17 protein-coding genes are annotated in these 16,373 nt (G+C 61.7%); all 17 read right to left on the bottom strand.

What is annotated here, in order from left to right; all coding sequences use genetic code 11:
* Positions 1-91: 91 nt before the first annotated feature.
* A complete protein-coding gene (locus AC19YY_RS04920) occupies positions 92-880 on the bottom strand; it encodes a ParA family protein (protein WP_133714231.1) in 789 nt (262 codons plus the stop codon).
* 51 nt (positions 881-931) lie between these two features.
* Positions 932-1,819 (bottom strand): flagellar motor protein MotD, encoded by an 888-nt coding sequence (motD, locus tag AC19YY_RS04915; protein ID WP_169955950.1) that lies wholly within the window; start codon positions 1,817-1,819, stop codon positions 932-934.
* Positions 1,820-1,834: 15 nt separating this feature from the next.
* Positions 1,835-2,575 carry a flagellar motor protein gene (locus AC19YY_RS04910; protein ID WP_029292570.1) on the bottom strand — a complete coding sequence of 247 codons (741 nt, stop codon included), beginning with the start codon at positions 2,573-2,575 and terminating at the stop codon, positions 1,835-1,837.
* Positions 2,575-3,696: a protein-glutamate methylesterase/protein-glutamine glutaminase gene (locus AC19YY_RS04905; protein ID WP_169955948.1), complete on the bottom strand. Its 1,122-nt coding sequence runs from the start codon at positions 3,694-3,696 to the stop codon at positions 2,575-2,577. The genes AC19YY_RS04910 and AC19YY_RS04905 overlap by 1 nt, the downstream gene beginning before the upstream one ends.
* 49 nt (positions 3,697-3,745) lie before the next feature.
* Positions 3,746-5,950 carry a chemotaxis protein CheA gene (locus AC19YY_RS04900; protein ID WP_500603905.1) on the bottom strand — a complete coding sequence of 735 codons (2,205 nt, stop codon included), beginning with the start codon at positions 5,948-5,950 and terminating at the stop codon, positions 3,746-3,748.
* Positions 5,951-5,962: 12 nt separating this feature from the next.
* Positions 5,963-6,751 carry a protein phosphatase CheZ gene (locus tag AC19YY_RS04895; protein ID WP_169955945.1) on the bottom strand — a complete coding sequence of 263 codons (789 nt, stop codon included), beginning with the start codon at positions 6,749-6,751 and terminating at the stop codon, positions 5,963-5,965.
* Between the two features lie 18 nt (positions 6,752-6,769).
* The gene (locus AC19YY_RS04890; protein ID WP_005790040.1) at positions 6,770-7,144 is read right to left on the bottom strand and encodes a chemotaxis response regulator CheY; all 375 of its coding nucleotides are present in this window, start codon (positions 7,142-7,144) and stop codon (positions 6,770-6,772) included.
* A gap of 168 nt (positions 7,145-7,312) precedes the next feature.
* Complete coding sequence (fliA, locus tag AC19YY_RS04885; RefSeq protein WP_029292560.1) at positions 7,313-8,053, bottom strand: RNA polymerase sigma factor FliA; 741 nt, start codon at positions 8,051-8,053, stop codon at positions 7,313-7,315.
* Positions 8,050-8,883: a flagellar synthesis regulator FleN gene (fleN, locus tag AC19YY_RS04880; protein WP_003192912.1), complete on the bottom strand. Its 834-nt coding sequence runs from the start codon at positions 8,881-8,883 to the stop codon at positions 8,050-8,052. The genes fliA and fleN overlap by 4 nt, the downstream gene beginning before the upstream one ends.
* A 101-nt stretch (positions 8,884-8,984) precedes the next feature.
* Entirely contained in the window at positions 8,985-10,301 is a 1,317-nt protein-coding gene (gene flhF / locus AC19YY_RS04875) for a flagellar biosynthesis GTPase FlhF (protein WP_029292553.1), read from the bottom strand.
* A gap of 11 nt (positions 10,302-10,312) precedes the next feature.
* Positions 10,313-12,427, bottom strand: a complete 2,115-nt coding sequence (gene flhA / locus AC19YY_RS04870) for a flagellar biosynthesis protein FlhA (protein ID WP_169955943.1) — start codon at positions 12,425-12,427, stop codon at positions 10,313-10,315.
* A gap of 144 nt (positions 12,428-12,571) precedes the next feature.
* Positions 12,572-12,775 (bottom strand): cold-shock protein, encoded by a 204-nt coding sequence (locus AC19YY_RS04865; RefSeq protein ID WP_170042620.1) that lies wholly within the window; start codon positions 12,773-12,775, stop codon positions 12,572-12,574.
* Between the two features lie 215 nt (positions 12,776-12,990).
* Positions 12,991-14,127 (bottom strand): flagellar biosynthesis protein FlhB, encoded by a 1,137-nt coding sequence (gene flhB / locus AC19YY_RS04860; protein ID WP_169955940.1) that lies wholly within the window; start codon positions 14,125-14,127, stop codon positions 12,991-12,993.
* Positions 14,128-14,130: 3 nt separating this feature from the next.
* Positions 14,131-14,916: a flagellar biosynthetic protein FliR gene (gene fliR, locus AC19YY_RS04855; protein WP_038446990.1), complete on the bottom strand. Its 786-nt coding sequence runs from the start codon at positions 14,914-14,916 to the stop codon at positions 14,131-14,133.
* Positions 14,917-14,920: 4 nt separating this feature from the next.
* Positions 14,921-15,190 (bottom strand): flagellar biosynthesis protein FliQ, encoded by a 270-nt coding sequence (fliQ, locus tag AC19YY_RS04850; protein ID WP_003192936.1) that lies wholly within the window; start codon positions 15,188-15,190, stop codon positions 14,921-14,923.
* A gap of 4 nt (positions 15,191-15,194) precedes the next feature.
* Positions 15,195-15,938, bottom strand: coding sequence for a flagellar type III secretion system pore protein FliP (gene fliP, locus AC19YY_RS04845; protein WP_170042619.1), 744 nt, complete (start codon positions 15,936-15,938; stop codon positions 15,195-15,197).
* The gene (gene fliO / locus AC19YY_RS04840) at positions 15,938-16,372 is read right to left on the bottom strand and encodes a flagellar biosynthetic protein FliO (RefSeq protein ID WP_169955938.1); all 435 of its coding nucleotides are present in this window, start codon (positions 16,370-16,372) and stop codon (positions 15,938-15,940) included. The genes fliP and fliO overlap by 1 nt, the downstream gene beginning before the upstream one ends.
* Between the last annotated feature and the right edge of the window lies 1 nt (position 16,373).

Genomic DNA, 16,373 nt, shown 5'->3' with positions numbered 1-16,373 from the left:
CGGCCTGCCCGCACGCGGACTTGAATCAAAAGTCCGTGAGATCAGGCAAAACCCATCGCGGGCAAGCCACGCAACTAGAGAGTTGGTCATTTCATGCCACCTGCGCCACAAGTTGCTGGGCCAGCAGATGCTTGAGCAAGGCGCGGTACGCCAGCACGCCACGGCTCTTGCCATCGAATTGCGAGGGCGCGAGGCCGGCGCGGCTGGCGTCACGCAGGCGCGTGTCCACCGGGATATAGCCTTGCCAGATGGTTTCGGGGTAGGCATCGCGCAGTACGCGCAGGGTGCCGAGGGAGGCCTGGGTGCGACGGTCAAACAGGGTCGGCACGATGCTGAACGGCAACGCCTGTTTGCGCGAACGGTTGATCATGGTCAGGGTGCTGACCATGCGCTCCAGGCCCTTGACCGCCAGGTGCTCGGTTTGCACCGGGATCACCAGTTGCTGGCTGGCCGCCAGGGCATTGACCATCAGCACGCCGAGCAATGGCGGGCTGTCGATGATGGCGTAGTCGAAGTCCTGCCACAGTTGCGCCAGGCTCTTGGCGATCACCAGGCCCAGGCCACTTTGCCCCGGCGACTGGCGCTCGAGGGTGGCCAGGGCGGTGCTGGAGGGCAACAGGGAAATCTTCTCGTTGCTGGTGGGCAACAGCAGTTGCCCGGGCAAGCCTGTGGGGACGCTGCCCTTGTGCAGGAACAGGTCGAAGCAGCTGTGTTCCAGCGCATCCGGGTCGTAGCCGAAATAACTGGTCATCGAGCCGTGGGGATCCAGGTCGACAATGACCACGCGCTTGCCCGCCTCGGCCAGCAGGCCGGCTAAGGCGATGGAGGTGGTGGTCTTGCCGACCCCACCTTTTTGATTGGCAACTGCCCAGACTCTCATTCGGATTGTTCCTCCCGGCAGGCACTGGCTCGACCGAGAAATAGCACGAGGTTATAGAGCCGGTGACGGAGAATTGACGGCACTCCCGCGTTCCGGCGGCTTTACGGGCGTCGGTGCAGTTTGTGTGCCAGCCCGCTTCATTGCTGCATCAGGTTGTGCATTGGCCGCACCGGTGGCGGTCAGGCTGCGCCGCACATCGAGGTTGCGCGACACCACCAACACCACCCGCCGATTGCGCGCGCGGCCTTCGGCCGTCGCATTATTGGCCACCGGCTGGAATTCGCCATAGCCCACCGACGCCAGGCGCCCAGGGTTGACCCCCTGCATGGCCAGCATGCGCACGATGCTCGCCGAGCGCGCCGACGACAACTCCCAATTGGTGGGAAATTGCGCGGTATGGATCGGCTGGTCATCGGTAAAGCCTTCGACGTGGATCGGGTTGTCGAAGGGCTTCAAGATGGCCGCCACCTTGTCGATGATGCTGAAGGCAATATCGCTGGGCAGCGCGTCGGCACTGGCAAACAGCAGGCTGGAGTTGAGCTCGATCTCCACCCACAGCTCGTTGCCGCGAATAGTCATCTGGTTGGAGCTGATCAGGTCGCCAAACGCCGCGCTGATATCGTCGGCGATGCTCTTGAGCGGGTCGCTGCCGCCACTGATGCCGGCGTCGGTCTCGTCGCTGTCCTTGACCAACGGTTTGGCCGGGGTGGTGGTCTTGGGCCGCTCGTCGCCAATGGGGATTGGCTTGAGCGCCCGGTCCGAGTCGGTAAATACCCCTACCAGGGCTTCGGAGATGACCTTGTACTTGCCTTCGTTGATCGAGGAAATGGAGTACATCACCACGAAAAAGGCGAACAGCAAGGTGATGAAGTCGGCGTAGGACACCAGCCAGCGTTCATGGTTGACGTGCTCTTCAGGCTCGCGGCGGCGACGGCTCACAGGCAATACCCCCCATCAATCCATGAAGCCCTGAAGCTTCAATTCGATGGACCGCGGGTTCTCGCCCTCGGCAATCGACAGGATGCCTTCGAGCAGCATTTCCCGGTAACGGGACTGGCGCATGGCAATGGATTTGAGCTTGCTGGCAATCGGTAGCAGCAACAGGTTGGCACTGGCCACGCCATAGATGGTGGCGACGAACGCCACAGCGATGCCGCTGCCCAATTGCGAAGGGTCGGCCAGGTTGCCCATCACGTGGATCAAGCCCATGACCGCACCGATGATGCCGATGGTCGGCGCGTAGCCGCCCATGCTTTCAAAGACTTTGGCCGCGTTGATATCACGGCTTTCCTGGGTGTAGAAGTCCACTTCAAGGATGCTGCGGATGGCTTCCGGCTCCGCGCCGTCGACCAGCAGTTGCAGGCCTTTGCGCGCGTAGCTGTCGGGCTCGGCATCGGCCACGCCTTCAAGGCCCAGCAAGCCTTCCTTGCGCGCGGTAAGGCTCCAGTTGACCACGCGGTCGATGCCGCCGGCCAAATCCACGCGCGGCGGGAAAATGATCCACACCAGGATCTGCATCGCCCGCTTGAACGAGCTCAGGGGCGATTGCAACAGCGCCGCGCCGACGGTGCCGCCGATCACGATCAACGCTGCCGGGCCGTTGGCCAGGGCGCCAAGATGGCCGCCTTCCAGGTAGTTGCCGCCAATAATGGCGACAAACGCCAGAAGAATCCCAACCAGGCTCAACACATCCATCAGTGACAGGCCTCCACCAGATGCTTGCCGATGTCATCCAGGCTGTAGACCGCGTCGGCCAGGTCGGCCTTGACGATGGCCATGGGCATGCCATAGATCACGCAGCTGGCTTCATCCTGGGCCCAGATCGAGCTGCCGCCCTGCTTGAGCAGGCGTGCGCCTTCGCGACCGTCGGCGCCCATGCCGGTGAGGACCACCGCCAGAACTTTGTCGCCGTAGGACTTGGCCGCCGAACCGAAGGTGATATCCACGCACGGCTTGTAGTTCAGACGCTCGTCACCCGGCAGGATTTTCACCGCGCCGCGACCGTCGACCATCATTTGCTTGCCACCTGGGGCCAGCAACGCCAGGCCCGGACGCAGGATGTCGCCGTCTTCGGCTTCCTTGACGCTGATGCGACACAGCTTGTCCAGGCGCTCGGCAAAGGCCTTGGTGAATGCGGCGGGCATGTGCTGGATGAGCACGATGGGCGCGGGGAAGTTGGCCGGCAACTGGGTCAAGACCCGCTGCAAGGCCACCGGGCCGCCGGTGGAGGTCCCGATCGCCACCAGTTTGTAGGCCTTGCGCTTGGGCGCAGGCGACGCCGGACTCGGCGCCGCTGTGCGCGCCGGGGCCACGGCAGGCCGTGCCACCGGGGCTGGGGCCGGGCGCCCGAAACTGCTGCTGGTCGGTGCCGGCGCCGCTACCGGGGCGGGAGCCACCGGCGCGCGGAAGCTGCTGCGGTTGCTGCGCGAGATGCTGTGCACCTTCTCGCAGAGCATCTGCTTGACCTTTTCCGGGTTGCGCGAGATGTCTTCAAAATTCTTCGGCAGGAAGTCCACGGCGCCAGCGTCCAGCGCGTCGAGGGTCACCCGGGCGCCTTCGTGGGTCAGCGACGAGAACATCAAGACCGGGGTCGGGCAACGCTGCATGATGTGGCGCACGGCGGTGATGCCATCCATCATCGGCATCTCGTAGTCCATGGTGATCACGTCCGGCTTCAATGCCAGGGCCTGATCAATCGCCTCTTTGCCGTTGGTGGCCGTTCCGACCACCTGGATGTTGGAATCCGCTGAAAGAATTTCCGAGACGCGGCGGCGGAAGAAACCCGAATCGTCCACCACCAGAACCTTGACTACCATAACCACTCCGTTAGGCCGGGCGAGGGACAACCGCCCTGCCCGGGCCGAATCAAATACGCCGTGCGGCGTAACGCTTGAGCATGCTCGGAACATCGAGAATCAGCGCGATCCGACCGTCACCGGTAATGGTCGCACCCGACATGCCTGGCGTTCCTTGCAGCATCTTGCCCAATGGCTTGATGACCACTTCTTCCTGGCCAACCAGTTGATCGACGACAAAGCCGATACGCTGGGTGCCCACGGACAGGATCACCACGTGGCCTTCGCGCTGCTCTTCATGAGCGGCGGACGCCACCAGCCAACGCTTGAGGTAGAACAGCGGCAGGGCCTTGTCCCGCACAATCACCACTTCCTGACCATCGACCACATTGGTGCGCGACAGGTCGAGGTGGAAGATTTCGTTGACGTTGACCAGCGGGAAGGCGAACGCCTGGTTGCCCAGCATCACCATCAGGGTCGGCATGATCGCCAGGGTCAACGGCACCTTGATGACGATCTTCGAGCCCTGGCCCTTGGTCGAGTAGATATTGATCGAGCCGTTGAGCTGGCTGATCTTGGTCTTCACCACGTCCATGCCCACGCCACGGCCGGACACGTCGGAAATCTCGGTCTTGGTCGAGAAGCCCGGGGCAAAAATCAGGTTGTAGCACTCAGTGTCGGTGAGGCGGTCGGCGGCGTCCTTGTCCATGACGCCGCGCTTGACCGCGATACCGCGCAGGATATTGGAGTCCATGCCTTTGCCGTCATCGGTGATCGACAGCAGGATATGGTCGCCTTCCTGTTCGGCGGCCAGGATCACTTTGCCCAGGCGCGGCTTGCCGCTGGCTTCGCGCTCTTCGGGGGTTTCCACACCGTGGTCGACCGCGTTGCGCACCAAGTGGACCAGCGGGTCGGCCAGGGCCTCGACAAGGTTTTTGTCGAGGTCGGTTTCTTCGCCCACCAGTTCCAGGGCGATCTCTTTCTTCAACTGCCGGGCCAAGTCACGGACCAGGCGCGGGAAGCGCCCGAAAACCTTCTTGATCGGCTGCATGCGCGTCTTCATCACCGCGGTCTGCAGGTCGGCAGTGACCACGTCGAGGTTCGACACGGCCTTTTGCATGGCTTCGTCGCCGCTGTTCAGGCCCAGGCGCACCAGGCGGTTACGCACCAGCACCAGTTCGCCGACCATGTTCATGATGTCGTCCAGGCGCGCGGTATCGACCCGCACGGTGGTTTCGGCTTCACTGGCCGGGGCTTTCTCGGCAGCTGCCGGCGCGCGGGCTGGCGCCGGGGCGGCGGCACGGGCCGGAGCCGGTACAGCAGCCTTGGCGGCAGCGGGTGCCGGCTTGGCCACCGCTGCGGTGGCGGTGGCTGCGGCGCCAGGCGCTACTTCGGAGAACTTGCCCTTGCCGTGCAATTCGTCGAGCAGGGATTCAAATTCATGGTCGGTGATCAGGCCATCCGCCGCCGGTGCCGCAGCAGCAGGCGTGGCAGCGGCAGGTGCAACCGCCGCAGCGACTGCCGGCAGGGCATCGGCGGCAAACGAGCCTTTGCCGTGCAACTGATCCAGCAGTGCTTCAAATTCGTCGTCGGTAATGTCGGTGCTGGCCGCTGGCGCTGCCGGCTCCACAGGCGCCGGTGTGGCTGCCACGGCGTCCGGGGCGAACTGGCCCTTGCCGTGCAACTGGTCGAGCAATGACTCGAACTCGGCGTCGGTGATGTCTTCGCTGGTCGGCACCATGGCCGGCGCAGCCGCTGCCGGTGCTTGTGCCTCGGCCTTGACGGCATTGAGGGAGTCCAGCAGTTGTTCGAATTCGCTGTCGGTAACGTCGGGCTCAGCCACCGGCTCAGGCGCCGCCTCAACCACCGGGGCGGCAGATACAGCGGCAGGCTCTGCCAGGCGCGCCAGGGCGGCCAGCAGTTCAGGGGTGGCAGCCGTAATCGGTGCGCGTTCGCGCACTTCATTGAACATGCCGTTGACCGCGTCCAGGGCTTCGAGGATCACGTCCATCAATTCCGAATCAACGTGACGCTCACCCTTGCGCAGGATGTCGAACACGTTTTCGGCGATGTGGCAGCACTCCACCAGCTCATGGAGCTGGAGGAAGCCGGCGCCCCCTTTTACAGTGTGAAAACCGCGAAAAATTGCATTGAGCAGGTTCGCATCATCCGGTCGGCTTTCCAGCTCGACCAGTTGCTCGGACAACTGCTCTAGAATTTCGCCGGCCTCTACAAGGAAATCCTGAAGGATTTCTTCATCGGCGCCGAAGCTCATATTGCGTGCTCCTTAGAAGCCTAAACTGGACAGCAAATCGTCTACGTCATCTTGACCTGACATAACGTCTTCACGTTTATCGGCATGAATCTGCGGACCTTCACCCTTGGCGAGGTGTTTTTGTGGATCTTTTTCCGAGAGGATCGCTTCGCGGTCGTGTTCGATGCCGGCAAAACGGTCGACCTGACCGGCCATCAGCACCAGTTTGAGCAGGTTGCTTTCCACTTCGGTGACCAGCAGGGTCACGCGCTTGATCACCTGGCCGGTCAGGTCCTGGTAGTCCTGGGCCAGCAGGATGTCATTGAGGTTGCTGGAAACCGTGCGGTTTTCCTGCTCGCTGCGTGACAGGAAACCCTCGACCCGGCGCGCCAGCTCGCGAAATTCTTCAGCACCCACTTCGCGCCGCATGAAGCGACCCCAATCAGCGCTCAACGCCTTGGCCTCATTGGCCATGCCGTTCACCAGGGGTGTGGCGTTTTCCACCAGGTCCATGGTGCGATTGGCTGCCGCCTCAGTCAGCCTGACCACGTAGGACAGGCGTTCGGTGGCATCGGTGATCTGCGAGATTTCCTCGGCCTGGGGCATGTGCGGGTCGATCTGGAAATTGACGATCGCACTGTGCAACTCACGGGTGAGCTTGCCCACTTCCTGATACAGGCCGCGGTCGCGGGTCTGGTTGAGCTCATGGATCAACTGCACTGCGTCGCCGAACTGGCCTTTTTCCAGGCTTTCGACGAGTTGGTGAGCATGTTTTTTCAGGGTCGACTCAAAGTCGGCCTGCGATGATTCTTTATGCTCCATAGCTCCCCCGTGGCAGCATCAATGACCGATGCGTTCGAAGATTTTTTCAATCTTCTCTTTCAAGGCCAGTGCAGTGAATGGCTTGACCACGTAGCCGTTGACCCCGGCCTGGGCGGCTTCGATGATCTGTTCACGCTTGGCTTCAGCGGTCACCATCAGCACAGGCAGGCTGCGCAGCTTTTCATCAGCGCGCACGTGGCGCAGCAGATCGATACCGGTCATGCCAGGCATGTTCCAGTCGGTTACCAGAAAGTCGATGCTCCCGCTGTTGAGGATCGGAATCGCCGTAATGCCGTCATCCGCCTCGACCGTGTTAGTGAACCCAAGGTCACGCAACAGGTTTTTTATGATCCGCCGCATCGTTGAGAAGTCATCAACGATGAGGATTTTCATGTTCTTGTCCAATTCGACCTCCAAGCAGTCTTAAACGCGTCCAGCACCTGGGCGCGCCATATCATTCAACAGGCATTACACAAAAAGGACTGCTGGGGCACATCACGGGCCGCTCCCGCCAGGCTTGCGCCGTGGCGGTTATCGTTCGCACTGTCCCCACACTGCCTGTCAGCGCGCTCGCCACTCTCCCAAACGCCCCCGCAAGCGGGCCGCGCATTGGCTATGTAGCTGGCTGACCCGCGATTCGCTGACCCCCAGGACCTCACCGATTTCCTTGAGGTTCAGCTCTTCGTCGTAGTACAGCGCCAACACCAGCCGCTCACGTTCCGGCAGATTGGCAATCGCCTCTGCCAGGGCGCCCTGGAAGCGTTCATCTTCCAGGTCGCGTGAAGGCTCCTGGTGAGCGCTCGCGCCATCCTCGTGCAGCCCTTCATGTTCGCCGTCCTGCAGCAGGTCGTCGAAACTGAACAGGCGGCTGCCCAAGGTATCGTTCAAAATCCCGTAGTAATCGTCGAGACTCAATTGGAGTTCGGCCGCAACTTCGTGATCTTTAGCGTCGCGACCGGTTTTTGCTTCAATTGAGCGAATTGCGTCACTCACCATCCGGGTATTGCGGTGGACCGAACGCGGCGCCCAATCACCTTTACGCACTTCATCGAGCATCGCGCCACGGATACGGATACCCGCATACGTCTCGAAACTCGCACCCTTGCTCGCGTCGTACTTGGTCGACACTTCGAGCAGGCCGATCATCCCCGCCTGGATCAGGTCTTCGACCTGGACACTGGCGGGCAGGCGTGCCAGCAGGTGGTAGGCAATGCGCTTGACCAGGGGCGCATAGCGCTCGATCAATTCGCCCTGGCTGTCACGCGCTGATTTTTTGTAAAGGTTGTAGCCGCTGGCTGTCATAGCACCGGTCCCGCACTCGTCTGATGCACCAATCGCTCGACGAAAAACTCCAGATGCCCCCGGGGATTGGCGGGCAGTGGCCAGGTATCGACCTTCTGAGCAATTGCCTTGAACGCCAACGCGCATTTCGAACGAGGGAACGCTTCATAGACTGCACGCTGCTTTTGCACAGCCTTGCGCACACACTCGTCATAGGGAACTGCGCCGACGTATTGTAAGGCGACATCGAGGAAGCGATCCGTGACCTTGGTCAACTTGGCGAACAGGTTGCGCCCTTCTTGCGGGCTCTGGGCCATGTTGGCAAGCACGCGGAAGCGGTTCATGCCGTAGTCGCGGTTGAGCAGTTTGATCAGGGCGTAGGCGTCGGTGATCGAGGTGGGTTCGTCGCAGACCACCAGCAATACTTCTTGCGCGGCGCGCACGAAGCTGACCACGGACTCGCCGATCCCGGCGGCAGTGTCGATCACCAGCACGTCGAGGTTGTCGCCGATATCACTGAAGGCCTGGATCAGGCCGGCGTGCTGCGCCGGGCTCAGATGCACCATGCTCTGGGTGCCGGAGGCGGCCGGGACGATGCGAATCCCCCCAGGCCCCTGCAACAGCACGTCGCGCAGCTCACAGCGGCCTTCAATGACATCGGCCAGGGTATGTTTGGGCGTCAGTCCCAGCAGAACGTCAACGTTCGCCAGGCCCAGGTCGGCATCCAGCAGCATGACGCGGCGGCCAAGCTCTGCCAGGGCCAGGGACAAATTCACTGACACGTTAGTTTTCCCGACGCCACCTTTGCCGCCGGTCACCGCGATCACCTGTACGGGATGCATGCTGCCCATGTTCTTTCTTTACCTTGTCTTGCTTAGCCGCAGGCTACATAGGGTGGCCGCGGTAGCAGACCATCGATGTAGGTACATTGCACTGTGTTGCATGTTGCCGTTCAGCCGACCCGCTTGGCTGGGTTGTGATAGAGGTCGGCGAACATATCCGCCATCGCCTCTTCACTGGGTTCGTCCTGCATTTGCACACTGACCGCGCGGCTGACCAACTGATGACGGCGCGGCAGATGCAAGTCATCCGGGATCCGCGGCCCGTCGGTCAGGTAGGCGACCGGTAATTCATGGCTGATGGCAAGGCTCAACACTTCGCCCAGGCTTGCGGTTTCATCCAGCTTAGTCAGGATGCAACCGGCCAGCCCACAACGTTTGTAGCTGTGGTACGCAGCAGTCAGAACCTGTTTCTGGCTGGTTGTTGCAAGTACCAGGTAATTTTTCGACTTGATCCCGCGCCCGGCCAGGCTTTCCAGTTGCATGCGCAATGCCGGGTCGCTGGCTTGCAGGCCGGCGGTATCGATCAGCACCACGCGCTTGCGCAGCAGCGGGTCGAGGGCGTTGGCCAGGGACTGGCCCGGGTCGACGTGGGTCACCGGCACATTGAGGATCCGGCCCAGGGTCTTGAGCTGTTCCTGGGCACCGATGCGGTAGCTGTCCATGCTCACCAGCGCAATGTTATGGGCGCCGTACTTGAGGACATAACGGGCGGCCAGCTTGGCCAGGGTGGTGGTCTTGCCCATGCCGGCAGGGCCGACCATGGCAATCACGCCACCTTCTTCAAGGGGTTCGATTTCCGGGGTCTGGATCATCCGCGCCAGGTGCGCCAGCAACATGCGCCAGGCCTGGCGAGGCTCTTCTATGCCGGTGGTCAATTCCAGCAAGTCGCGCGACAACGGGCCGGACAGGCCAATGCGTTGCAGGCGGCGCCAGAGGTTGGCCTGTTGCGGCTTGCTGCCTTGCAACTGGTTCCAGGCCAGCGAGCCCAACTGCACTTCCAGCAATTCACGCAGGCCATTGAGCTCAAAACGCATCGAGTCGAACACGCGCTGGTCAACCGCAGCGGCCGGTGCTGGCGCGGCGGGACGTGGCGGCTCGACAAAAGTCGGTTCGACGAGTGGCTCGGCCGCCGTCAGCGGCAGGCCGGCAAACAATTGGCGATTGGTGGTCGCATCGCTGTCGCCACGCATGCTCAGCTCGGCCTGGGCCGAGACAATACGCGAGGCGGTCTTGCGCAACTCGTCTTCGAGTTCCATGTTCGGCACGCGCGGCGCCAAGGCCTGGGGTTTGTAATCCAGGGCAGCCGTCAGCTCGACACCGCCGGCAATGCGACGGTTACCGATAATAGCCGCGTCGGCGCCCAGTTCATCACGAACCAGCTTCATGGCCTGACGCATATCGGCGGCGAAAAAACGCTTTACTTGCATAACCCACTACCTCAGCCGTTGGGCCCTACTGTCGCGACGATAGTCACTTGCTTATTGTCAGGAATTTCCTGGTAAGCCAAAACGTGCAAATTCGGTACTGCCAGGCGTCCAAACCGCGACAACATCGCTCGGACGGGGCCTGCCACCAGCAGAATCACCGGTTGGCCCTGCATTTCCTGGCGCTGTGCGGCGTCAATCAACGAACGCTGCAGCTTTTCAGCCATGCTTGGCTCCAGCAGGACGCCCTCTTCCTGGCCCTGCCCTGCCTTCTGGATACTATTGAGCAATATTTGTTCCAACCTTGGTTCCAAGGTGATGACAGGCAGCTCAGAGTCAAGCCCTACAATGCTTTGGACGATGGCGCGCGACAAACCGACGCGCACCGCAGCCACCAGCGCGGCAGTATCTTGACTCTTGGCGGCATTGTTGGCGATAGCCTCGGCAATGCTGCGAATGTCCCGCACCGGCACCTGTTCGGCCAACAGCGCTTGCAGCACCTTGAGCAGTTGCGACAGCGACAACACCCCCGGCACCAGCTCTTCGGCCAGCTTTGGCGAGGCCTTGGCCAGCAATTGCATGAGTTGCTGGACTTCTTCGTGGCCAATCAACTCGTGGGAGTGCTTGTACAGAATCTGGTTGAGGTGGGTCGCCACCACCGTGCTGGCATCGACCACGGTGTAGCCCAGGGACTGCGCCTGGCTGCGCTGGCTGACTTCGATCCACACCGCGTCCAGGCCAAAAGCCGGATCTTTGGCGGTTATGCCGCTGAGGGTGCCGAAGACCTGGCCGGGGTTGATCGCCAGTTCGCGGTCGGGGTAGATCTCGGCTTCGGCCAGGGTCACGCCCATCAGCGTCAGGCGGTAGGCACTGGGGGCCAGGTCGAGGTTGTCGCGGATATGTACGGTGGGCATCAAAAAGCCCAGGTCCTGGGACAGCTTCTTGCGCACGCCCTTGATCCGCGCCAGCAACTGGCCGCCCTGGTTGCGGTCCACCAGGGGGATCAGGCGGTAGCCGACTTCCAGGCCGATCATGTCGATGGGGGTCACGTCATCCCAGCCCAACTCCTTGGTTTCCTGGGCGCGGGCCGGCGACGGCAGCAGGTCTTGCTGGCGCTCCACCTCTTTCAAGGCCTGGACCTTGATGGTGTTCTGCTTTTTCCAGAACAGGTACGCCCCGCCGGCGGCCAGCGCGGCCATGGTCAGGAACGAGAAATGCGGCATGCCCGGCACAATGCCCATGATCGCCATGATGCCGGCCGCCACGGCCAGGGCCTTGGGTGAGGCGAACATCTGGCGGTTGATCTGCTTGCCCATGTCTTCGGAGCCGGACGCACGGGTGACCATGATCGCCGCAGCTGTCGATAACAACAGTGATGGCAATTGCGCCACCAAACCGTCACCAATGGTCAACAGGGCGTAAACCTTGCCCGCATCGCCAAAGGTCATGCCGTGCTGGAAGATACCGACCGCCATGCCGCCGATCAGGTTGATAAACAGAATCAGCAGGCCGGCAATGGCGTCGCCGCGCACGAACTTGCTGGCACCGTCCATGGAGCCATAGAACTCGGCTTCCTGGGCCACTTCCGAGCGGCGGGCCTTGGCCTGGTTCTGGTCGATCAGGCCGGCGTTGAGGTCGGCGTCGATCGCCATTTGCTTGCCGGGCATGGCGTCGAGGGTAAAACGCGCGCTGACCTCGGAAATCCGCCCGGCGCCCTTGGTCACCACCACGAAGTTGATGATCATCAGGATCGCAAACACCACGATACCGACCACGTAGTTACCGCCGATCACCACCTCGCCGAAGGCCTGGATCACCTTGCCGGCGGCGGCGTGGCCGTCCTGGCCGTGCAGCATCACCACCCGCGTGGAGGCCACGTTAAGGGCCAGGCGCAGCAGCGTGGCAACCAGCAAAATGGTGGGGAAGACCGCAAAGTCCAAAGGCCGCAGCGCGTACACGCAAACCAGCAGCACGACGATAGACAGGGCAATGTTGAAGGTGAAGAACACGTCCAGCAGGAACGGCGGCATCGGCAACATCATCATTGCCAGCATGACCAACAGCAACAACGGCACACCCAGATTGCCTCGCGAGAGGTCCGTCAGAGTGCCACGGGCTGTGTTGAACATATTAGAGCGATCCACCGGTATTCCTCGTCACCTTGAAGCAAACTTTTGACGCCGAGAGGCGTCCTGAAGGCGGTATTGCAAGAAGCCTTCCAACTTTTGCTTCAGGGACGAGATCGTTCCCACGCAGGCGCGTGGGAACGATCATCAGAGTGGACGCACGTTTGATGCCTGCTTGCCTTTCGGACCCTCTACAACCTCATATTCCACCTTCTGGCCCTCCGCCAGCGACTTGAAGCCGTTGCTTTGAATGCTCGAGAAGTGCACAAACAGGTCCTCTCCTCCGGCGTCTTGCGTGATGAATCCAAAGCCCTTTGAATCGTTAAACCACTTCACCGTACCCGTTGCCATTGCCCTTCTCCCACATCAGTGCCTGTTCCCGGTCTATCAAAGCGCCCTGCACGGGGGCTGGCTACTGTCAAAGTTGACAGGTCGGAAGGGAGTTGGACGAACGGTAAACACCTGTTCCGACGCCATCGCGGGCCAGCCTGGCTCCCACATTGGAATGCGATCAAATGTGGGAGCCGGGCTTGCCCGCGATGACGTCGAAAGAGGCAGCAGAAGACTCAAGAATCGCGCCGCAAATCCGGCGGAATCGGCAAGTCCTTGAGCGGATCCGGGCGTTTGCCCTTGCCCGCGCGGTATTGGCGAATCTGGTAGACATAGGCCAGCACCTGGGCCACCGCCAGGTACAACCCGGCCGGGATCTCGTGATCGAGATCGGTGGAATAGAAGATCGAACGCGCCAGCGCCGGCGATTCCAACAGCAGGATGTCGTTGGCCTGGGCGATTTCGCGGATTTTCAAGGCAGTGAAGTCGCTACCCTTGGCCAGCAACAGCGGCGCGCCGCCCTTCTCGGCGTCGTATTTGAGCGCCACGGCGTAGTGGGTCGGGTTGGTGATGACCACATCGGCATCCGGCACCGAAGCCATCATCTTGCGCTGGGACATGTCGCGTTGCAGTTGCCGGATACGCTGCTTCACTTCCGGCCGACCTTCCTGGTCCTTGTGCTCGTCGCGCACTTCCTGCTTGGTCATCAGCAGTTTCTTGTGGCTTTCCCACAGCTGGATCGGCGCATCCACTGCGGCAATCAGGATCAGGCCGCAGGCCATCCACAATGCGCTCCAGCCCACCAACTGCACGCTGTGGATGATCGCCAGCTCCAGCGGTTCATGGGCGATGCGCAGCAAGTCGTCGATATCTGACTTCAACACCACCAGCGCCACGAACAGGATGATAAAAAATTTCGCCAGGGCCTTGAGCAGCTCTACCACAGCCTTGGCGGAGAACATGCGCTTGATCCCCGCACCGGGGTTCATCCGACTGAATTTAGGCGCCAGGCTGCCAGCCGCAAACAGCCAGCCACCCAGGGAAATCGGCCCGATGATCGCCGCCAGGAGCAAGGTGATCAGCACCGGCTGCGCGGCCAGGATCGCGATCTTCCCCGAGTGCAGCAGGTAGATGCCCATGGCGCGCGGGTCCAGCAGCACATCCCGGGGCAGGGAGAAGTTGTGCTTCATGATCTCCATCAAGTCCTGGGCCAGGCCGCCGCCGTAGATCAGCAGGCCACCGGCACCGGCGAGCATCACCGCCAGGGTGTTGAGCTCTTTGGAGCGGGCAATCTCGCCCTTTTCCCGGGAGTCCTTTTTACGTTTCTCCGTGGGGTCTTCTGTCTTGTCCTGACCACTCTCGCTTTCGGCCATGGCTTAGCGCGCCCGTGCCAGATCACGTAAGAACTGCAAGGCGTCACTGGCCAGCGGTTGATACTGATTGAGAATGTCGGCCAGGCCGATCCAGAAAATCCCCAGGCCCAACACCAGGGTCAGCGGGAAACCAATGGCGAAGATATTCAACTGCGGCGCGGCGCGGGTCATCACACCGAAGGCAATGTTGACCACCAGCAACGCGGTGATCGCCGGCAGTACCAGCAGCAACGCCGCGCCCAGCACCCAACTGAGGCGGCCGACCACTTCCCAGAAGTGATTGACGATCAGCCCCTCGCCCACCGGCAAGGTGGTGAAGCTCTCGGTGAGGATCTCAAACGCCACCAGATGGCCGTTCATGGCCAAAAACAGCAAGGTCACCAGCATGGTCAGGAACTGCCCGATCACCGCCACCGACACGCCGTTGGTGGGGTCGACCATGGACGCGAAGCCCATGCCCATCTGGATCGAGACGATTTGCCCGGCAATCACGAAGGCCTGGAAGAACAGGGTCAGGGAGAAGCCCATCAAGGCACCGATCAGGATCTGTTCGGCAATCAGCAGCAGCGCACTGAGGTCCAGGGCGTTGACCGGCGGCATCGCCGGCAGCGTCGGCACGATGACCACGGTAATCGCCACCGTGAAAAACAGGCGTACGCGCTTGGGCACCAGGGTCGTGCCGATCACCGGCATGGTCATCAGCAACGCGCCCACACGAAACAGCGGCAGGATGAACGCGGCCACCCAGGTGCTGATCTGGGTGTCGGTCAATGCCAGCAAGGACTGCATCAGGTCAGCCGATCAACTGCGGAATACTGCCGTACAGCTGCAGGATGTATTCCATGAAGGTCTGCACCAGCCAGGGGCCGGCCACGATCAGCGTGACCAGCATCACCAGCAAGCGCGGGAGGAAGCTCAGGGTCTGTTCGTTGATCTGCGTGGCAGCCTGGAACATCGCCACCAGCAAACCCACCAACAGGCTGGGCACCACCAGCACGGCGACCATCAGGGTGGTCAGCCACAATGCTTCACGAAACAGGTCGACGGCGACTTCCGGGGTCATGGCGCTATACCCCTCCGAAACTGCCGGCCAGGGTGCCGATAATCAACGCCCAACCGTCCACCAGGACAAACAGCATGATCTTGAACGGCAACGAAATGATCAGCGGCGACAGCATCATCATACCCATGGCCATCAGCACACTGGCCACCACCAGGTCGATGATCAGGAACGGGATAAAGATCATGAACCCGATCTGGAACGCGGTCTTGAGCTCCGAGGTGACGAACGCCGGCACCAGGATCGTCAGCGGCGCCTGGTCCGGGCTGGCGATATCGGTGCGCTTGGACAGGCGTACAAACAGTTCCAGGTCACTGGAACGGGTCTGCGACAGCATAAAATCCTTGATCGGGCCCTGGGCCTTTTCCACCGCATCCTGGGCGCTCATTTTCTCCGCCAGGTAGGGTTGCAGGGCTTGCTGGTTCACCTTGTCGAACACCGGCGCCATGATAAACAGCGTCAGAAACAGCGCCATGCCGGTAAGGATCTGGTTCGACGGGGTCTGCTGCAGGCCCAGGGCCTGGCGCAGAATCGAGAACACGATAATGATCCGGGTGAAGCTGGTCATCAGCATGACGAACGCCGGGATAAAGCTCAGCGCGGTCATGATCAGCAGGATCTGCAGACTGACCGAATACTCCTGGGCCCCGGCCGCGTTAGTGCCCAGGGTGATCGCCGGGATCGACAACGGGTCGGCGCCGAACGCCAGGGGCGCGGCCAGCAACAGCATGAGCGCCAATAGAACGCGCATTACTTCTTATCCTTCTGGTCCTTGCCCATCAGCTCCATCAGGCGCTGGGCGAACTCCGGTGTGGCGGCCTCGGTCTGGGCCACGCTCACCGGATGCTTGAGCACGTGCAACGGGGTAATCCGGCCAGGGGTGAGGCCTAGCAGGATCTGTTCCTCGCCCACCTGCACCAGCACCAGGCGATCACGCGGCCCCAGGGCCCGCGACCCCACCAGCTCGATGACCTGGGCATGGCCCGGGCCAATGCGCTGTACCCGGCGCAACAACCAGGCGAGGGCAAAGATCAACCCCACCACCAGCAACAGGCCGAGCACCAACTGAGTCAGTTGCCCAGTTACGCTGCCGCCGCCGGCCGGCGCGGCGACCTGGGCCACCGGTTCAGCCGCGAAGACGCCCAGCGGCAGCGCCCACAACAGTCCCAGCAAGCGGCGACTCATC

Source organism: Pseudomonas sp. MF09156 (assembly GCF_059862305.1).
Note: the sequence above shows the minus strand (reverse complement) of the source record. Positions and strands in the feature narration are given on the sequence as shown.